This window comes from Pseudomonas sp. SZ40 (assembly GCF_052958135.1).
Genome location: NZ_JBQWIF010000039.1, coordinates 32,316 through 48,583, shown reverse-complemented (window position 1 = coordinate 48,583; position 16,268 = coordinate 32,316). Strand labels below are relative to the sequence as shown.

Annotated in this window: 8 protein-coding genes (1 of these 8 only partly in view); 2 read left to right on the top strand and 6 right to left on the bottom strand. The window is 64.6% G+C overall.

Going from position 1 to position 16,268, the window contains the following annotated elements; genetic code table 11:
* Positions 1-217: 217 nt before the first annotated feature.
* Complete coding sequence (locus tag ACT9T4_RS22570; protein ID WP_499119038.1) at positions 218-913, bottom strand: fumarylacetoacetate hydrolase family protein; 696 nt, start codon at positions 911-913, stop codon at positions 218-220.
* A 138-nt stretch (positions 914-1,051) separates the two neighbouring features.
* A complete protein-coding gene (locus ACT9T4_RS22565) occupies positions 1,052-2,398 on the bottom strand; it encodes an MFS transporter (protein ID WP_499119036.1) in 1,347 nt (448 codons plus the stop codon).
* Positions 2,399-2,974: 576 nt separating this feature from the next.
* Here ACT9T4_RS22565 and ACT9T4_RS22560 point away from each other — a divergent pair.
* Positions 2,975-3,907, top strand: coding sequence for a helix-turn-helix transcriptional regulator (locus tag ACT9T4_RS22560; RefSeq protein ID WP_042556435.1), 933 nt, complete (start codon positions 2,975-2,977; stop codon positions 3,905-3,907).
* On the opposite strand, the gene nhaA is transcribed toward ACT9T4_RS22560, so the two are convergent.
* A complete protein-coding gene (gene nhaA / locus ACT9T4_RS22555; protein WP_499119034.1) occupies positions 3,904-5,271 on the bottom strand; it encodes a Na+/H+ antiporter NhaA in 1,368 nt (455 codons plus the stop codon). The genes ACT9T4_RS22560 and nhaA overlap by 4 nt on opposite strands.
* A gap of 536 nt (positions 5,272-5,807) precedes the next feature.
* On the opposite strand from nhaA, the gene ACT9T4_RS22550 reads away from it, so the two are divergent.
* On the top strand, positions 5,808-6,449 hold the full coding sequence (locus ACT9T4_RS22550) for a helix-turn-helix transcriptional regulator (protein ID WP_179538254.1): 642 nt from the start codon (positions 5,808-5,810) through the stop codon (positions 6,447-6,449).
* Between the two features lie 27 nt (positions 6,450-6,476).
* Here ACT9T4_RS22550 and ACT9T4_RS22545 read toward each other — a convergent pair whose 3' ends face one another.
* From ACT9T4_RS22545 to ACT9T4_RS22535, 3 genes are all read right to left on the bottom strand, one after another.
* Positions 6,477-8,474 (bottom strand): MacB family efflux pump subunit, encoded by a 1,998-nt coding sequence (locus ACT9T4_RS22545; RefSeq protein ID WP_499119032.1) that lies wholly within the window; start codon positions 8,472-8,474, stop codon positions 6,477-6,479.
* A gap of 2 nt (positions 8,475-8,476) precedes the next feature.
* The gene (macA, locus tag ACT9T4_RS22540; protein ID WP_499119030.1) at positions 8,477-9,625 is read right to left on the bottom strand and encodes a macrolide transporter subunit MacA; all 1,149 of its coding nucleotides are present in this window, start codon (positions 9,623-9,625) and stop codon (positions 8,477-8,479) included.
* A 146-nt stretch (positions 9,626-9,771) separates the two neighbouring features.
* On the bottom strand, positions 9,772-16,268 hold the 3' end of the coding sequence (locus tag ACT9T4_RS22535; RefSeq protein ID WP_499119028.1) for an amino acid adenylation domain-containing protein. 11,212 nt of this gene lie beyond the right edge of the window; the window shows 6,497 of its 17,709 coding nt (coding positions 11,213-17,709); its start codon lies beyond the right edge, outside the window; the stop codon is at positions 9,772-9,774.

The window sequence follows — 16,268 nt, the reverse complement described above, 5'->3', positions numbered from 1 at the left end:
TCCAAGCGTAGGGTGGGCTTTAGCCCACCAAATCGAACGCCCGCGTTACCAATGCAGCCCTTGCTAGAAGTTACCAGGGCGACTTTTTTCGGGGTTTCAGTGGGGCTCCAATTGGTGGGCTGAAGCCCACCCTACAGCCGTGCATCCAAGCGTAGGGTGGGCTTTAGCCCACCAAATCGAACGCCCGCTTCAACAATGCAGCCCTTGCTCGAAAATACTAGGGGCGCTCGCCAACGCGCATTTCCAGTTCGGCGACGCCGCCGATACCCGCATTGATCACGTCCCCCGGATTGAGGGCGGCGACACCGTGTGGCGTGCCGGTCATGATGAGATCACCAGGGCGCAGCGGCACCAAACGCGATAGCAGGCTGATCACTTCACCGACCGTGAATATCTGCTCTTCCAGGCTGCTGCGCTGGCGCTCCTGGCCATTGACGCTCAACCACACCGCGCCGTGATCCGGATGCCCGGCCCTGGCGACCGGCACCACCGCGGTGATCGGCGCAGCCCCCTCGAAGACCTTGGCCATTTCCCAGGCCATGCCGGCACTCTTGACCCGCATCTGGATATCACGGCGGGTCAGATCGAGACCGGCTGCGTAGCCCCAGACATGTTCAAGCGCGTCGGCTTCGGCGATGCTGGCGCCGCCCTTGCCGATCGCCACCACGAATTCGATTTCATGGCAGAACTCGTCCGTCATCGGTGGATAGATCACCTCGCCCACCGCCTCGACCACGGCGCTGGCAGGTTTCATGAAGAACACCGGCGCGTCGGGCTTTTCGCTGCCGGCGCCCGGCCAGGGATAGTTGCGGCCAACGCAGAATACGCGGCCAACGGGAAAGCGCTGATCGCTGCCGGCTACCGGCAGGTCGACCTGGGGCTCGGGCGTGAAGACATAGGAGATGGAAGTCATTGTTGTTGGGTTCCTGTATAGAGCGTTCAGCCTAAGGCCGTACGCTCGTTGATAGTTGGACGAAAGCCGCTTCGTATTGGACAAAACCGGTCAATTCAACGGCTGGCGTCGGCACGCTGGAGCGCCGACGCCGCAGCGTCAGCGTGTCTGCAACTGGATGCGGTACAAACGCCCCAGCAACAGTGAGTAGGACAGCGTGCCCATCAGTGCGACGCCGCCGATGAACCAGAAGGCCATGGCGAAAGAGCCGGTGGACTGCACGATGGCGCCGATCACGATGGGCGTGACGATGCCGCCGATGTTGGCCGCCAGGCTGGTGACGCCACCGGTCAGGCCGATCAGCTCCTTGGGCGCCACCTCGGACACCGCCGCCCATGACGAAGACGCGATGCCCTGGGCGAAGAACGCCAGGGTGAGAATGGCGATGCACAGCACGTTGGAGTCGGTGAAGTTGACCAGCACGATGGACATGCCGAGCATCGAGCCGACCACCAGCGGCAATTTGCGCGCGAAGGACAGCGAGTAGCCACGACGGATCAGCGTGTCGGAGACGATGCCCGCCAGCAGGATGCCAATCGTGGCGCCAATGAACGGCATGACCGCGAAGATGCCGACCTTGATGATGGTCAGGTGGCGCTCCTCGATCAGATAGGTCGGAAACCAGGTCAGGAAGAAATACAGCGCCGAGGTACTGGCGAACTTGCCGATGCAGATCGCCCAGACCTGGCGGTAGCGGAACAGCTCAGCGACCTGACGCCAGTTGAATTTGGTGCGCTGCTGGCTGCTCTTGGCCAGTGCACCGCCCTCCTCGATGTATTTCAGCTCCTCCTTGCTGACCTTCTTGCAGTTCATCGGATCCCGGTACAGATACAGCCAGATCACCCCGAAGAGAATCCCTGCCGCGCCGGTGGTGTAGAAGATGTGCCGCCAGTCATAGGTGGTCGCCAGCCACAGCAGCGCACCGGTGAACAGCGCGGTGCCCAGGTACTGACCACAGACGTAGATGCTGCTGGCCACCCCACGCTCACGGGCCGGGAACCAGACCGTCACCGCGCGGCTATTGGCCGGAAATGCCGGCGCCTCCATGGCGCCCACGGCGAGTCGCAGCCCGAACAAGGCGCCGAAGCTGCTGACCAGCCCCTGGCACACGGTGACCGCGGACCAGCCGATCAGCGACACGCCATAGGTAAGCCGCGAGCCGAAACGGTCGGCGACGAAGCCGGCAGGCACCAGTGCCAGGGCGTAGGTCCAGGCGAAGGCCGAGAAGATCAGGCCCATCTGAATCTTGTCCAGACCCAGGTCCTCGGCCATGAACGGCGCGGCGATGGAGATGTTCACCCGATCGACGTAGTTGATGATGGTGGCGATCAGCAGCAGTGACAGCATGAACCAGCGTCGACGGGTCGGCAGGCTCTGCGCCGAGACTGCCTCGGCAGCGCCCGTGTGCTCGGCTGCTGCAGCCTGGGAGTTAGGGAGACTCGACATGGGTGACCTCTTGTGATTGGAATTATCGAGATTCTTCGGGCGAAGACGTCCCGCACCCTCGGTTTCCGGGGGTGGGCGTTATCGTTGGAGTTCGGGCGTTATGACGCGGCGTGGCAGACGCCGTGCAGAATCAGCCGGCGCGCCTGAATGGCGTGCGGGGTGGTCGGCGTGGGGGCGAGTTGGCGGTTGGCAATGAAACGAGGCGAAGAGTCATGGGCTGCACCTGAGATTGTTTTTGGATGAGATGTCGCTGTGCATGCCCACAAGGTGATCGTACAACTCTCGTAAATCAATATTCCCATTAGATCGTTTTTTGCTGTGCCCTACTCCCGAATTGAACCAGTCCAAAAAATCCTGCTGCCCGACAGGGAGTTATAAACACACGACAAAACCCTGAAAGTACTGTTCTAGAGGGGTCATCCGATGTTTTGAGCAGCGTCCGTGATTTGGACAGAACGTAACGGCCAGCCTCGGCAACTATCGCACCCAGACGGGCCAATCATCGTACAACCGCTTGCCAGAGCCCTCCGTCAACGGCCAATATGTTGCGAAACATTCTTAACCCGAGAGCTGTAGATGTCTTCACTGAGTCGCGTTCCTACCTACTTGATGCAGCAGCGCAGCGAGCTGACGGATTTCTATATCCGCGATAAGAAGGGCCGTCGTGCAGAGACGGCGCCGCATCGTCACGAATACTTCCAGATCCAGATCAACCTTGGTGGCGACACCGTTCAGCACATCGGCAACGTCGAGCGGCCTTTTCCGCGCAACACCCTGGCGTTCATCCTGCCCCATCGGGTGCACGTGATTCCCCATCCACCGGAAAGCAGCTTCATGGTCATCAACTTCTCGCAGACCTTCCTGCTGCCCCATCTGCAATGCGACCCGATGGACCTGGAAGACGTGTCCATTCTGCTCGCACCGGAGCTGTCGCCCTTCCGCTTTCAGGAATACCTGGATTTCACCCTCGACGACGAGCATTTCGCACGAGTCTGCGCACTGATCGCACAGATGCGCGAACTGGACGTCAGCCGCCAGTTTGGCGTGCGGGAAATCCTCAAGGGCTTGATGCTGCAACTGATCGGCCTGGTGTGCATGCTCTACGCCGAGCCGCTCAAGCAACTGGCGGAAAGCAACGCAGCCCAGGCGAGCCGTCGTGATGCGCTGGGGCGGATGTCCGAATACCTGCGGCGCAACATCGCCGACCCGGACCTGAATCTGAAGAAGGTCGCTGCGGCCACGTATCTGTCACCCAGCTACCTGACCCACTGGCTGCGCAAGGAAGTCGGCAAGACCTTCAGCGACATGGTGCTGGAGCGGCGCATGCACGCCGCCCGCAACCACCTGCTCAACGGCAGCAAGCCGGTGGGCGAAGTGGCGCGGCTATGCGGCTTCGCCGACGAGGCGTACTTTTCGCGGCGCTTCCGGCAGATCCACGGCTTGCCACCTGGGCAGTTCCGTCGTCAGCAACTGGACCCGGACACGCCGCAGATCCCTTTCGCCGACTAACCCTCGCTGCCTGGCCGAGCGCTGCGCAAGCCCCTTACGTAGAGCACGCCCCAGGCCAGACCGACCAGCGCCGACGCCAGCGAGCCCAGCAGCACACCGAGCTTGGCAGCACCCAGCAGATTGGCATCGCTGAACGCCAGGTTGGCGATGAAGATCGACATGGTGAAGCCGATCCCGGCCAGCAGCCCGATCAGCGTTACGCCGCGCCAGGACACATCGGCTGGCAGGCGGCATATGCCGAGCTTGACCATCAGCCAGCTGACGCTGATCACGCCAATGGGCTTGCCCGCCAGCAGCGCGATGGCCACGCCCATCATCACCCAGTGCGATGTGCTTTCGGACAGGTCGACGCCGCCCAGGCTCACACCGGCATTGGCCAGGGCGAACAGCGGCATCAGACCGAAGGTGACCCAGGGATGCAGCGCCAGTTGCACGCGCACCACTGGCGGCAGCAACTCACGCTGGGCCAGGCGCAGTTCACGCAACGACTGCGCCGCTTCGTTGGAGGCCACGGCGGTGCCGCTGTCGTCTTCCAGCTCACGGGCGATACGGCCCACCGCATCGCGGGGCAGCTCCCGGGTCGGCAGGCAGATCACCGGCGTCATCAGGCCGAGAATTACCCCGGCCAGGGTGGGGTGCGCCCCGGTCATCAGCAAGCCGCCCCACATCAGCGCGCCGGGCAGCACATAGGCGTAGGCCGAGCCGATGCCGATGCGCTGCAACCCCAGCACCGCCAAGCCGCCGACACCGGCCAGGGCGAAGCCGCTGTAGTCGAGCCCATCCGAATAGAACAGCGCGATCAGGATCACCGCGATGACATCGTCGATCACCGCCAGGGTCAGCAGGAAGATGCGCACGCCGGAAGGAATGCCCTTGCCCAGCAAGGCCAGCAGCCCCACGGCGAACGCGATGTCGGTCGCCGCCGGAATCGCCCAGCCATGCAGCCCGGCGCCCTGATGATTGAGGCTGGCATAGATCAGCGCTGGCATTATCACGCCACCGCAGGCTGCAGCGATCGGCAACGACGCCTGACGCAGGTCGGCGAGCGCGCCGTCATGCATCTCACGGCGAATCTCCATGCCGACGACCAGAAAGAACAGGGTCATCAGGCCGTCGTTGATCCAGAAATGCAGGGACTGAGAAAAGCCGAAGCTGCCGAAGCCAAACGACACCGGAGCGTGCCAGAGCGCGTGATAGCTGTCGGCATAGGGCGAATTGGCCCAGATCAGCGCGGCAGCGGTGGCAAGCAACAACACCACGCCACTGAAGGCTTCACGATGGAGAAGACGGCGAATGAAAGCGAAGACGCACTCAGCCAAATGCTGGGCACGGGGAAGATCCTGACGAGACGGGCGCGATTTCATGGGCGAACGGGCTCCGCGCGGCGGCCCGACCAACGCAACTGAACCTGTCTCACCGCACCATGCGGCTAACACCCGAGCGCCATCCTACACAGGGAGTACCGGCATGTGCCAGTACAAAGGGCGCCTATGAAAACTACCTACGCTGCCATCGCAGCGCTGAAAACAAACGCAAAATGCTCATTCATAGCTCGTAAACCACGTTTGTACCTGTTCTTGCGCGATCGCCTAGGTCTCACACCGGCAGCCTTGCTTACATTCGAAGACGCGCTAAATGTTTCATGTCCTCGTTTGCCCAGCATCGTGATATCTGCTTCTCATAAAGATAGAGATCTTCGGCCCCCCAGGTGCCGCGTAACATGATTCGGTCACACATGGGCCGCTATCCTCACCAAGGCGCATCTGCACGCAGCCCCCTGTTTCCCGCAGTGATTTCTTCAGGGCTCCATCCTGCCAAATACGTCGCAAAAAAATGTGACCGTACAGTCATTTAATCATCTAAAAGTAAATATGCGTTCTAACGTTATGGGTGATACCCAATGCCTCATTCGCTACTTCCGCAAATCGGCAGAACCATTGCCACCATTGGCAGCAATCAGTTCACCATTGCCCTTCACGGCCTGATTGCGGCGAAGCTCAGCGTGGATGCGATTCACTTCCAGTCGGAGGCCACCCTCCCCTCGGCCATCGAGTCGGCGCAGTCGCTGGACGATGTAATCACCTCCAATTGCGGTGAATCGGCGGCCGATGACGCCTCTAAGCTCTGCCTGGAAGAAACCACCGAGAACTTCCGGCATCGCATCGTGCTGTTGCGCAAGGCGCCAATGTTCAGCGAGCAGGAGAGCACTCAGTTGAAGCACCTGGCGCCGCTGCTTTTTTCGTTGCTCGAACAGCACCTGCAAGCCCACCGACGCCGCGTCGACGTTTCAACGAGCATCGAATACCGCTTTCGAGAGCGCCTGCGTGAAACCGGCATGAAGCTTTCCGAGCGCGAGCAGCAGGTTTGTCTTGGCCTGCTTGCCGGTCATACCGTGCCGCAACAGGCCGAGCAACTGACACTCACGGTCAATACCGTCGGCAGCTACATGCGCAGGGCCACGGCCAAGTTGGGAATAAGCGGCCGAAATGCCCTGATGCGCTGGCTGTACGACTCGCCCGAGGACATGGCATCGGCCAATTGATGCCCTTGCCTGCGCTGGCCAACGGCATCAGTCACGGGCCAGGGCGTTGATCGGATCGAGCCTGGAGGCATTGCGTGCCGGCACGAAACCGAACAGCACGCCGATCAGCGTCGAGCAGGCGAACGCCGTTATCACTGACAGGGGGGAAAACACCATTTCCCATTGCCTGAAGAACAGCGTGAACAGATAGCCGATCCCGTAGGACAAGGCGATGCCTATGACCCCGCCGATCAGGCAGACCATGATCGCCTCCACCAGAAACTGCTGACGAATGTCCGACTGCCTCGCCCCCACGGCCATGCGGATGCCGATCTCCCGGGTACGCTCGGTCACCGAAACCAGCATGATGTTCATCACGCCGATGCCGCCGACCACGAGCGAGATCACCGCGATCAACGACAGCAGCAGGGTCAGCGAGCGGCTGGTCTTGTCCACGGTCTGCATCACGCTGTCCAGGTTATTGGTGAAGAAGTCCTTGGTGCCGTGGCGCTGCAGCATCAGCGCGTTGATGCGTTCCTCCACTGCCTTGCTGGGCATGCCGTCCTTGACCCGTACACTGATACTGTCCAGATGCCGCTGGCCCAGTACGCGCCCGGCAGCCGTCTCGTAGGGCATCCAGAAATTGAGGGTGTTGCCGGCGATGAACAGGTTCTTGTGGTCGGCGGTGACACCGATCACCGTGCACGGCAGTTGGCCGACCAGAATCACCTGGCCGAGTGGGTTCACATCGGCGCCGAACAGACGCTGTGCGGTGTTGTGGTCGAGCACCACGACCTGAGCCTGGCGCCGGGCATCCTCGTCGCTGAAGCTGATGCCGGCGGCGAGCCGCAGGTTGCGCACCTGGAAGTAGCGGCTGCTGACTCCATTGAGCTGGGCGTCGACGTCCAGATTGCGGTAACGCAACAGCATGCTGCGGCCCACCACCGGTGTAGCGCTGTCGACGTAATACAGTTGATTGAGCGCCGTGACGTCGGCGGGCAGCAGCGTCTCGATCGACTTGGCCCGGCTATCGCCGAAGTTGCTGCCCGCATAGATATCGATGGTGTTGCTGCCGATGGCCTGGATGTCCTTCAGCACGTAGCGCTTGGCGCCTTCACCGATGGCAGAGATCGACACCACGGAGGTGATGCCGATGATGATCCCCAGCATGGTCAGCAAGGTGCGCATGCGATGCGAGATCAGCGCTATCCAGGCCATGGCGAAGGCTTCGCGAAACAGCCCCAGGCTCGCGACCCAGCCGCGCCGGGGCGCTGCCTGGATCTGCTGCAGCGGCGCCTCGCGAACGCCGGGAGCATGGCGCCGGTCGCTGACGATCTGCCCGTCACTGACCTCGATCACCCGCTCGGCGTGCTCGGCGATCTTCGGGTCGTGGGTGACCAGTATCACCGTGTGCCCGGCAGCGTGCAGCTCGCGCAGGATGCTCATCACCTCGCGCCCGCTGGCGCTGTCCAGCGCACCGGTGGGCTCATCGGCGAGTATCACCTGACCGCCGTTCATCAGCGCTCTGGCGATGCTCACCCGTTGTTGCTGGCCGCCGGAAAGCTGGCTCGGCCGGTGCTCCAGATGGCCACCCAGCCCGAGCCGGGTCAGCAGCGCCTCGGCGCGCTGGTCCCGTGCCACCTGCGGCGTACCGGCATAGACGGCCGGGATTTCCACGTTGCGAACCGCATCCAGATGGGGCAGCAGGTGGTAGCGCTGAAAGATGAAGCCGAAGTGGTCACGGCGCAGTGCCGCCAGGGCGTCATCGTCGAGCGAGCGCGTCTCCTGCCCCTTGACCTGATAGCTGCCTGCGCTGGCGTGGTCCAGGCAACCGAGAATGTTCATCAGGGTCGACTTGCCCGAGCCGGAGGCACCGATGATCGCCACCAGTTCACCGGCATGAATATCCAGATCGATGCCGCGCAGCGCGCTGAATTCACGGTCACCGGCCATGAAGCGTCGACTCAGGTTCCTGAGCCGCAGCAGCGGTACGCCGGCGTCCACCGGAGGGTTTTCGAGCGGCAGCAGATCGACCTTCTGGTTCATGCTCAGCTCCCGGCCACGATCGCCTGTGGATCGGCGATCACCACGCGCTCGCCCTCCTGGAGCCCACTCAGTATCTCGACCTGGACCTTGTTGTTGATGCCGATGGTGACCTGGCGTGGCTGCGCGAAGCCCTGGGCATCCAGCACCCGGACGGTGTGGGTACCGTCTCCGTTGCCGGCTCCGAGCGCCGCGACCGGCACGTTCAAGGCATTGCTGGAGGTGTCGAGGACGATGCGCACCTGGGCGGTCATGCCGATACGCAGACGCTGATCGGGGTTGGGAACGTCGAACAGCGCGTTGTAGAAAACCGCCGCGTTCTTTCGCGCCGAGGTGTTGTTCTCGGTTTCCAGGTAGTCCTGGGGAGCCGGTTCGGTGCCGCGCAAGGTGGCGTAATAGCGCTTGTCTTCGCCCAGGATGGTGAAATACAACGGCTGCCCCGGGTTGATGTGGATGACATCGGCTTCCGATACCTGGGCCTTGATGGTCATGTTGTCCAGGTTAGCGAGCTTGAGCAGCACCGGCACCATTTGCTGGGCGATCACCGTCTGACCTTCCTGAGTCACGATGCCCACCACCTCGCCATCGATGGGCGCGACGATGCGCGCGTAGCCGAGGTTCACCTTGGCGGTATCGATCTGCACCTGCGCGCTCTTGATCTTCGCGTCGAGCGATCCGAGGTTGGCCTCGAGCACGTCGTAATCGGACTCGGCCTTCTCGAAATCCTGGCGCGACACGGCCTGGTCAGCCTGCAGTTGCCGATAGCGCTCGTACAGTCGCTTGGCCTGTTTCACCTGCGCCAGGGTCGAACGCCGTTCGGCCTGCAGTTGCTCCTCGTCGACCTCAGCCTGACGCAGGGTATTGCGCAAGACCAGCGGGTCTATCTGGGCCAGCCACTGGCCCTTTTGCACCTTGTCGCCCAGTTTCACCTTGAGCGACATCAACTGCCCGGAAACCTGGGCGCCCACATCCACCTGCCTGACGCCCTCCAGTGTTCCGGTGGCCAGCACGGCATCCTCGATATCGCCACGGCTCACCTCGGCACTGATGTAACTCGGCGGCTTGGCAGGTGAGCCGATGGCGTACAGCCCAACGCACCCTGCCAGCAGCAATGCCCCCAGCCACCCCATACGACGCATTCTCGATTTGCTCATGATTCCTTCACAGCCATGTGAGGACATCGCCCGAACAGGCGCGGGCGACGTCAGATTCTCGATAGCGGCCACCCTCGCCCTGCGCTGGATTCGGCGCAGGGCATGGGCAGGCCGTCCGCTCATTTGCCCAGCCCGGACTCACCCGGTCATGACAGGGCCTCCTCGATACCGCTGGCTTGCATCTCGTACCACCAGGCGGCGAGGCTGTAAGCATCCGGGGCCTTGAGGATGCTGAAATGGTCACCCGGGCCGTGCCACAGGCTCAGCTGTGGCAGCAACTGCCCCCAGGCGGCTGCGGCGCCCGCCTGCGCGAGGCGATTCGCCAGCGCATCGAGGCTCGGGTCGGCCACCAGAACCAGGTTCACCGCGCCGCCGTAACCGCCAGGCTGTGGCCGATAGGCGCTACGCAGGGCACTGCCGAAGGTACGCACGATGCCCTGCAGAGCCTGGGCAGCGAATCGGGACGGCAACAGACCGACCCCGACCATGGCCTCCTCCAGTAGACGCATCTGCGTGCTGTCGTCATGGCTGGCGAACGCCTGCGTACAGAGGCCCAGGGACTTGCCGCTGGACAGCTGCAACGCTTCGATCAGGCGTTCCAGTACCGCCGTGCTGGTGTAGGCCTTGCTGTAGCGGGCATCGTCGTCCGGCGCTTCGCTGTCGATCAGCGTCAGCGAACTGACCTGCCGGCCCTTGGCCTCCAACTGGCAGGCCAGGGCATGGGCGACCCAACCGCCGAACGAGTGCCCCACCAGATGCAGCGGCCCCTGCGGGTAGTGGGCCTCCAGCGCCGCCAGGTAATGGCGAGCTGCAGCTTCCACCCGGCTGTGCGGCAGGCTGCGTCCGTCCAGTCCTCGCGCTTGCAGGCCATGGATCGGCCAGTCGCCGCCCAGTGCCTCGGCCAGGCCGATGAAGCTGGTCACGCTTTCACCGGCGCCGGGCACGCAGAACAGCGGGGTGCGTTCGGCCTTGCCACTCTGGATCGCCAACAGCGTCGCATGGGGCTCGCTATCGGGCCGTTGCTGCGATGCGCCGCGCAGCGCGTCGCCCAGCACCTGGGCGAGCACTGCGACGTGGGGCGCACGCATCAGGCTCATGTGATCCCCCGGCACGCTCAAACGCTGAAGGTACGGCGCAGGCAGTACCGTTTCCCAGCCGTTGCAGGCGCTGGCCTGCGCCGGAGCCTGTTCGCGCTGCTCGGCACAGAACAGGTGTACGGGCAGAGCGAGTGGTTGCAGTTGGTAATGGGCCAGGGCATGTCCGTGGGCCACTTCGCGCGCCAGGAAATGCCGCAGATCCCGGTCGCTGGCCTGAGCCAGCTCGTCGTAGAGCAATTGCTCGTGGCGACACGCCTGCAGCAGCTCATCGAAAGCAGGCAGCACCGCTCTGGCCTGCCAGGCCGCCAGGCGTACCTGGGCAGCGGCCCCCGTCTCGCCATGGGCCTGCCAGTGCGCCTGGCAATGGGCGAGCAGATGGCGCTGGAGCGCATCCGGCCCCTGCCAGCGCGCCTTGCCCTGATCGGTCAGGCGCGGAATGTAGCTGTCGATCAGGCCAACGAAACCGACCTCTTCGTCCATGCCAGCCAGTTGGCTGGCGACCTCGTAGGCCAGCACGCCACCGAACGACCAGCCGGCGACGCGATACGGGCCCCTGGGCTGCACGCTACGCATCAACTCGATGAACCGCGCGGCCAGGCATTCGATGGTGTTCAGCTGCGGGGCGCCCAGGGCGATGCCCGGCAGGCCGTAGATAGGAAACTCACCGCCCAGATGCTGACCCAGCACCGGAAAATAGGCGTCCAAGCCGGTGAAGTCGTGGCACAGGAACAGCGCCGGCTCGTCACCGCCAGCCCGTACCTCGATCAGCTCACGCACCGACACCGCGGCCGGGCGCTGTTGCAGCAGTTCGGCCAGCGCCGCGATATCAGGCCGCTGGAACAACTCGGCCAGGGTCACTGGCAGCCCAGCGTCCTGCATCAGGCTGACCAGACGGATGGCCGACAGCGAGTGCCCGCCCAGTTCGAAGAAGTTGTCGCGACGACCGACCGGGCCGACCTCCAGCACTTGCGTCCAGAGCTCGGCCAGACGCTGTTCGAGTGCGCTGCCCGGTGCCTCGTAGCCACCGGTTGTCGCGTTGTCCGCAGCCAACTCGGGCAGTGCGCGACGGTCGACCTTGCCGTTCTGGGTCAGCGGCATGGCGTCCAGGCCCATGTAGAACGCTGGCACCATGTATTCCGGCAGGCGCTCCAACAGGTGGCTGCGAATCGCCGAGCCCTCCAGCGCCGGGTCACGACGGGTGAAGTAGGCGACCAGGCGCACCGCGTCGTCCTCCATCTGCTGGGTCACGACTACGGCCTCACCGATACCGGGGCACTGCGCCAGGTGCTGCTCGATTTCGCCCAGCTCGATACGCACGCCACGGATCTTCACCTGATCGTCGTTGCGTCCCAGATAATCCAGGGTGCCGTCATCCAGCCAGCGCACCAGGTCGCCGCTGCGGTACATCCGCGCGTCAGGCTGCGTGACGAAGGGGTCGGCGAGGAAGCGCTCGGCGGTCAGTTCCGCGCGGTTCAGGTAACCCCGCGCCACCCCCGCACCGCCGATGTACAGCTCGCCCGGAACGCCGACCGGGACAGGCTGACAACGCGCATCGAGCACATACAGGCGCGCATGGAACACAGGCTTGCCGATGTGCAGCACGCCACCAGGCGCCATCACTCCGGAGCTGGCCACCACAGTGGCCTCGGTGGGCCCGTAGTTGTTGACCACCGCAAAACCGGGGTCACGGGGGAACTGGCGCAGCCGGTCACCGCCGATCAGCAGGGTGCGCAGCGTCGGGTGACGCAGCTCGCGACTGAATGCGTACTCGGCCACCGGGGTGGGCAGGAAGGCCACCTGCAGTGGCTGCGCCTGCCACCAGTCGAGCAAGGCGTCGAGCTGTTCGTTGCCGATGTGCGCTGGCGGCAGGTGCAGGGTCGCCCCGGCGCAGAACGCTGGCCAGACTTCCCAGGCCATGGCGTCGAAGCCGAAGCCGGCGACGCTGGCGGTGTGGCTGCCAGCCTTCAGGTCGAAGGTCTGGCAATGCCAGTCCACCAAGTTGTTGAGGCTCTGGTGCTCGACCATCACGCCTTTCGGCTGCCCGGTGGAGCCGGAGGTGTAGATCACGTAGGCCAGGTGACGGGCATTCAGGCCCGGCACCTGCGGGTTGTCCTCGCGGGCGCTCCAGCTCGGCTGGTCGAGCAGTACGACAGGAGTCTCCAGTGCTGGCAGACGCTCGAGCAGACCCTGCTGGCTGAGCACCACCACGGGGGCGCTGTCGCTCAACAGGTAGGCGATGCGTTCGTCCGGGTGCGCCGGGTCCACCGGCACGTATCCGGCACCGGCCTTGAGCACCGCCAACAGCCCCACCAGGGTGTCCAGGCCGCGACGGGCGACCAATGCCACGCGGTCGTCCGGGCGCACGCCGAGCGCGATCAGGCGATGGGCCAGGCCGTTGGCCTGAGCGTTCAACTCGGCATAGCTCAGCGCCTGCTCACCAACCGCGGCGGCGACGGCGCTTGGCCGCTCAAGCGCCTGGCGTTCGATGCGTTGGTGGACGGTCCAGGGCTTGGCCGACAGCGCCCCCGGTTCATTGAAGACCTCCAGCAATTCGTTGCGCTCGCTCTCGGGCAATATGCTGAGGCTGTGCAGAGCCTGCGTGGCGCCCTGCTCCAGGGCCAGTGACAGTTGCTGCACGGCGCAAACCAGATAACGGCATACCCGCCGCGCATCGATACCATTGGCAGTCAGTGCGGTCACCTCGAAGGCCTCGCCCAGGTCGTCGACGCTGAGGGTCAGCGGGTAACTGCTGCGCTCCGTTGCGTGGAGCAGCTCGATACCCTGCCAGGCCTCGCCTGCGCCCTCCTGCCGCGCGCTGTGCCGGTAGTTGAGCAAGGCGTTGAACAGTGGCGCACCGGCTGGCAGGGCACTGGCCCGTTGTGCCAGTGCCAGCGGGGCATGTTCGTGGTCCAGCAGGCCGGTGAGACGCCGATGGGTCTGCACGAGCGCCTCTTGCACGGATTGCCCGGCCAGGTCGATGCGTAGCGGCAGGGTATTGATGAACACGCCCAGGGTGCGTTCGATGCCCTCGCCGCCTTGCAGGCGGCCCAGCAGCACGGTGCCGAATACCACCGTGTCACGCCCGGACAACTGCCCCAGTACCTGCGCCCAGGCCAGGTGCATCAAGCTCGCCGGGCTCACGCCCGAGGCGCGCACCTGCTCGCGGATGCGCTTGCACAGCGCCGCATCGAGACGCTGACGGGCCTCGCCCAGCGCACGACTGCTGTGCAGCGCCGCAGCCCCGTAAGGCAGGGTCGGTTCGTCGATGTCGCCCAGTTGCTCGCGGAAGAACGCCTCGTGGGCTGGCTGCCCCGCCCCGGCCAGGGTCTGGGCGATATAGTTGCGATAAGGCACCGGGTCAGCCAGAGAAGCGCCCTGATCCAGCAGCAAGGCGTGCAGCTCCTGGCCCAGCACCTCCAGGCCGAGGTGATCCATGATCAGGTGATGGAACGACAGCACAGCGAGAATGCGCCCGTTGTCCGGGTCTTCGGCATAGGCCAGCCCAAGCAGCGGAGCCCGCTCGAGGGCCAGCGCTTCGAGGTCGTCCAGCTCAGTCGGCGCCACTTCCTGCGGTGCCAGTTCGGCATGCCGCCAGACCACCTGCACTGGCGCCTCGAGCCCCTCCCAGAACAGCGAGGTACGCAGCGCGTCGTGGCGGGCAATGACCTGTCGCAGCGCTTGGCAGAAGGCCTGCAAGCGCGAACGGTCGGCAAATGCGAAGCGCGCCTGCAAGCGATAGGGGTCGTCGTCGGGTCGCGACAGGTAGTGGTAGAAGATGCCAGCCTGCAAGGGCCCTAGCGGATAGATGTCCTGCACATTGCCTGCACCGCCAGGAATGGCGGCGACGATCCGCTCGATGCTCGGCTGTTCCAGCTTCACCAGGGTCAGCATGTCAGGCGTGATGCGCTGGCAACCGGCAAGGATACGGTTTTCCGGCAACGTGGCCTGTTCGGCGCTCTGGCCAAGGTTCGTGGCCAGGGCCGCCAGGGTCGGCTGAGCGAACAACGCCCGTACGTTCGCTGCCAGGCCCAGGGTACGCAGGCGGGCGATCAGCGTCACCGCCAGCATCGAATGGCCACCCAGTTCGAAGAAATGGTCATGCCGCCCTACCCGCTCGACCTGCAGCAACTCGCACCAGATCGCCGCCAGGGTGGTTTCCAGTTCGCCCTGGGGTACTTCGAAAGCGCGCTCTGGCAACGCCTCGCGATCCGGTGCCGGCAGCGCCCGGCGATCGACCTTGCCATTGGCCGTCAGCGGCCAGGCGTCCAGGCGCACGAAGGCACCCGGCACCATGTAGCCTGGCAGCCGCGCCAGCAAGGCACTGCGCAGACCGCTGGCCGACAGCGTCTGCGACCCCGTGAAATACGCCACCAGACGTGGCTGGCCGGGCGCCTCTTCGCGGGCCAGCACCAGGGCCTCTTCGACTCCCGCCACCTGCCCCAGCTGGCTCTCGATCTCGCCCAGTTCGATACGCATGCCGCGGATCTTCACCTGGTCATCGTTGCGACCCAGGTAATCCAGCGTACCGTCGGCATTCCAGCGCGCCAGGTCACCGCTGCGGTACATGCGCGCGCCAGGCTGGGCGACGAAGGGGTCGTCGAGGAAGCGTTCGGCGGTCAGCTCCGCGCGGTTCAGATAACCCCGCGCCACCCCTTCGCCGCCGATGTACAGCTCGCCCGCCACCCCACTAGGCACCAGTTGCCGGTGCTCATCGAGCAGGTACAGGCGCGTGTTGGCGATCGGTTTGCCGATGTCCAGGCGGCCTTCGGGCCACAGGCGCCCGGAGCTGGCCACCACCGTGGCCTCGGTGGGCCCGTAGTTGTTGATCACCGCAAAGCCGGGGTCACGGGGGAACTGGCGCAGCCGGTCACCGCCGATCAGCAGGGTGCGCAGCGTCGGGTGACGCAACTCGCGACTGAACGCGTACTCCGCCACCGGGGTGGGCAGGAAGGCCACCTGCAGCGGCTGCGCCTGCCACCAGTCGAGCAAGGCATCGAGCTGTTCGTTGCCGATGTGCGCTGGCGGCAGGTGCAGGGTCGCCCCCGCGCACAGCGCTGGCCAGACCTCCCAGGCCATGGCGTCGAAGCCGAAGCCGGCGACGCTGGCGGTGTGGCTGCCAACCTTCAGGTCGAAGGCCTGGCAATGCCAGTCCACCAGGTTGTTGAGGCTCTGGTGCTCGACCATCACCCCTTTAGGCTGGCCGGTGGAGCCGGAGGTATAGATCACGTAGGCCAGGTGACGGGCATTCAGGCCCGGCACCTGCGGGTTGTCCTCGCGGGCGCTCCAGCTCGGCTGGTCGAGCAGTACGACAGGAGTCTCCAGTGCTGGCAGACGCTCGATCAGACCCTGCTGGCTGAGCACCACCACGGGGGTGCTGTCGCTCAGCAGGTAGGCGATGCGTTCGTCCGGGTGCGCCGGGTCAACCGGCACGTAGCCGGCACCGGCCTTGAGCACCGCCAGCAGCCCCACCAGGGTGTCCAGGCCGCGACGGGCGACCACTGCCACGCGGTCGTCCGGGCGCACGCCGAGCGCGATCAGGCGGTGAG